The following is a 3556-nucleotide window of genomic DNA, read 5'->3' on the forward strand; positions in this document are numbered from 1 at the left end:
TTGGGAATTCATGGTGTATTGGGGGATTTCTACCTGCACCTGATAGGCATTGCCAGAGGCTTTATCCAACCAATAAACAGGCCTGGTAAATCGGCTGGAATTGGTCGCTGAAATCATGGACCTACCTACATCATCCGCAGTGAGCCCAAGTTGCCCAGCTTGAATGCGGTCAATGTTCACATCCAAAGTGGGATAATCTAAAGGTTGGGCGATCTGCACATCCCTGAGATAAGTGATTTGTTTTAAGTTGGACATGATTTTCTCCGCAAAAGCTCGGGTTTCTTTCATGTCTTTCCCTGTCACAGCTACTTCCAATGGATTATTCGCTCCCATAGACATCACTTGATCCACGATGTCAGCAGGTTCAAAACTGATACGCAATTCCGGGAGTTTTTCAGAAACCATCTGGCGGATATCTTCTTTAAGTTGGGCTACTTTGATGCCACTACCTTCTTTTAGTTTTACCGAAAGAATAGCCTGATGAGGACCGGAGTTCCAAATGTAATTGGTGATTGCCGGATAGGCAGAAGGGATGGTCCCTACATATCCAGAACTGATTTCAATGTTTTCTTTTCCTGTCAAACCTTCCAGCTCCTTGAAAAAACGTTGTGTCAGCCGTTCAGTCTGTTCGATCCGGGTACCTTCTTTGGCATTGATCCTAACCTGAAACTGTCCTGAATCTACTTGTGGAAAAATCTCTGTACCAATCAAAAGATAAAGCCCAACTACCGAAAGTGAAGAAAGCAATGCGTAAAAAACCACAGTCAATTTGCTGTATTGGAGCAAGCGGCCCAAGGTGTTTTGATACCTTTTTTGGATTCGGTCAAACCTGCCTCCTTTTTGTTTTTCAGCCTGTTTTTCCAATGATTTTTTATCCAAAAGCCAATTGGATACCACGGGGACAAAAGTCTGGGAAAGCACAAAAGAGGCTATCATGGCAAAACCTACCGCAAGAGAAAGTGGCATAAACATGGACCTTGGAACCCCCGACATAAAGAAAGAAGGGACAAAAACAGCCAGAATACTGAAAACGATCAACATTTTTGGAATGACAATTTCTCGGGTGCCATCAATGATGGATTTGGGCAGACTTTTGCCCATCTCCAAATGCCTATGGATATTTTCTATAGTCACTGTTGCTTCATCCACCAAGACCCCAATAGACAAAGCCAAACCGACCAAAGTCATGATGTTGAGCGTTTGCCCTGCAAGGTTGAGGAAAACCACTGAAGTCAAGAGTGCCAAAGGAATGGTCATCACCACCACGAGACCACTGCGCCAATCGCCCAAGAAAACCAATACCATCAACCCTGTAAGTACCGAGGCAATCAGACCTTCCGTCAGGATATTTCTCAAAGATTTGATCACATACCCCGATTGGTCAAAGGCATACTCCACCTTAATGTCTTCAGGTACAGCATCCCGCATAGCAGGGAGGGCATTTTTGATGTTTTTTACAACGGTCCAAGTTGAAGCATCAGACCTTTTAGATACTGGGATATATACCGATCGCAGACCATTTACCAAGGCATAACCCGTGGTGATATCGGCACTGTTTTTTACCTCTGCCAGGTCCTTCAAGTATACCGTTGCTCCTCTAGTGTTTTGGAGGGGGATATTTTCCAATTCCTTAAAATCCTCCACTACCGAATTTGGTCTGACCAAATATTCCGTATCATCGATCCGGATACTACCGGAAGGAACCATTCGGTTACCATTGGCGATCGCTTCAACCACTTCCTCAGTAGACAACCGATAGCTTCTTAATTTTTCGGGATCAATATCTACCACTATACTCCTTTGGTTACCACCTACAGGAGGAGGTGAAGAAACTCCTGGCAAGGAAGCGAACATGGGGCGTACCCTATTTAGGGCTAAATCCTGAATTTCAGAAAGACTTCTGCTGTCTGAACTGAAGACCAATTGTCCTACAGGAACATTGCCTGCATCATAGCGCACGACAAAAGGTGCCACAGTTCCTGGCGGCATTTTCCCACCGGCTCTATTGACTTGAGCTACGACCTGTGCCATGGATTCAGCCATGTCGGTTCCTTCGTGAAACTGCAATTTGATCACAGACATGCCCTGTACAGACTTGGATTCCATGGAAGAAATTCCCGTGATGTAAATAAAATGCTGTTCGTAAATTGAACTGAGATACCCTTCCATTTGCTCAGGTGACAGCCCTCCATAAGGTTGGGCCACAAAGATGGTGGGTACACCGACTTTTGGGAAAATGTCGATAGGCATGCTTCGGATGGTCAGGAAAGAGAAAAAGCCAATGGCAAATATCACCACCATGACCGATATGGGTTTGCGCAAGGATAATTTTATCAGGTCCATATCAATTCAGGTTTTGTAAGAAAAAATCCATATTTCCACTCACCGCCGCATAGTACAGCAAGGCTTTCCACATTTCGGCCATAACCTTAATACTTTCCGACTCTGCTTTTGCCAAGTCAGCCTGTCCCTGTACCAATTCATTTAGATTGATCAGACCTGCATCGTATCGGGCTTGCAGCGCTTGATAGCTGTATTCAGCAGCTTGCACATATTCAGGAGCTAGAGAAGCAGATTCTAAAGCTTTTTCCAAAGTCACTTTGGCTACGGTTCGGTCTTTATCCAATGCTCTTTCCACTTGCATTTCATAAGCCTCAGCAGCAAAAATCAGAGAGTTTTGTTTTTGGACCAATTTGGAGGTTCGGGCAAACTGCAAAATCGGAACGGCAACCTGAAATCCCACCCCATAATTGTAGCGAGAGAATGAGAGCCCGTCAGTTGGTTCATTAAAGCCGCCTTCGAAGAGAATGGCAGATCCTCTGGCGAATGCTGTACCCCAGAAATTGAGATCAGGTAATAAGGATCGGTTGAGTTCTGTTTTTTGGGCTGCTGCCATTAGCGTTCTGCTCCGGGAGCTTTGTAAAAGTGGATGGTTGTCCATGGGTTCTTCCACCTGAGGTGTGAATTGCCTCTGGAGATTGGGATCAATGCCGATTTCCTTTTGATCCTCTCCCAATAATTCTCTCACCCGTGCCATAAAGGATTCAGCGGATTTTTGAGCTTGGAGGTAATCAATTTTTGAGCGGACAAAAAGTGATCGAAACTGTGCTGAATCCACTCCAGGCCTCAGTCCGTTATCCACCAAAGTTTTGGATAGCTCTAGATTGGTTTGGTAGCGATCCCTGTTTTTCTCAGCAGCCAAGGCCATGGAAGCTGCTGCCCAATAATTGAGGTAGGCTTCGGTAAATCGGACCTGATGTTCCAAAATGGCGAGGGATTCCTGATTTTGAGCAAGTTCCTGTCCGAATTTAGCGGATTGGATTTTGCTGGACCTTTTGCCAAAAGTAAATGGGCTCCAATTCATCAGGAGAGATGTTGCCGATCCATAGGTGAAATCCATGGTATTTTCAGCAACAGGGGGACCAGAAATAGGGAGGATTTGGCCGGGGAAAAACATACCTGTGATGTTGTTGTTGGTCGAATAGACCATTTGGTAGGAGCCATCGAGACTGGGAAGGAAGTCTGAACGTTCATATCGGACTTGGCTCTGTGCGGC

General features: G+C 45.3%; 2 protein-coding genes. Both read right to left on the reverse strand.

Translation table 11 applies throughout. The annotated features are described in order from the left end of the window. On the reverse strand, positions 1–2343 hold a 2343-nt coding region (locus tag EA341_RS00335), incomplete at its 3' end, for an efflux RND transporter permease subunit (RefSeq protein ID WP_293010690.1). Between the two features lies 1 nt (position 2344). Continuing rightward, the coding region (locus tag EA341_RS00340) for a TolC family protein (protein ID WP_293010691.1) at positions 2345–3556 on the reverse strand (1212 nt) is incomplete at its 5' end.

The organism is Mongoliibacter sp. (assembly GCF_007692705.1).
Lineage (GTDB): Bacteria > Bacteroidota > Bacteroidia > Cytophagales > Cyclobacteriaceae > Mongoliibacter.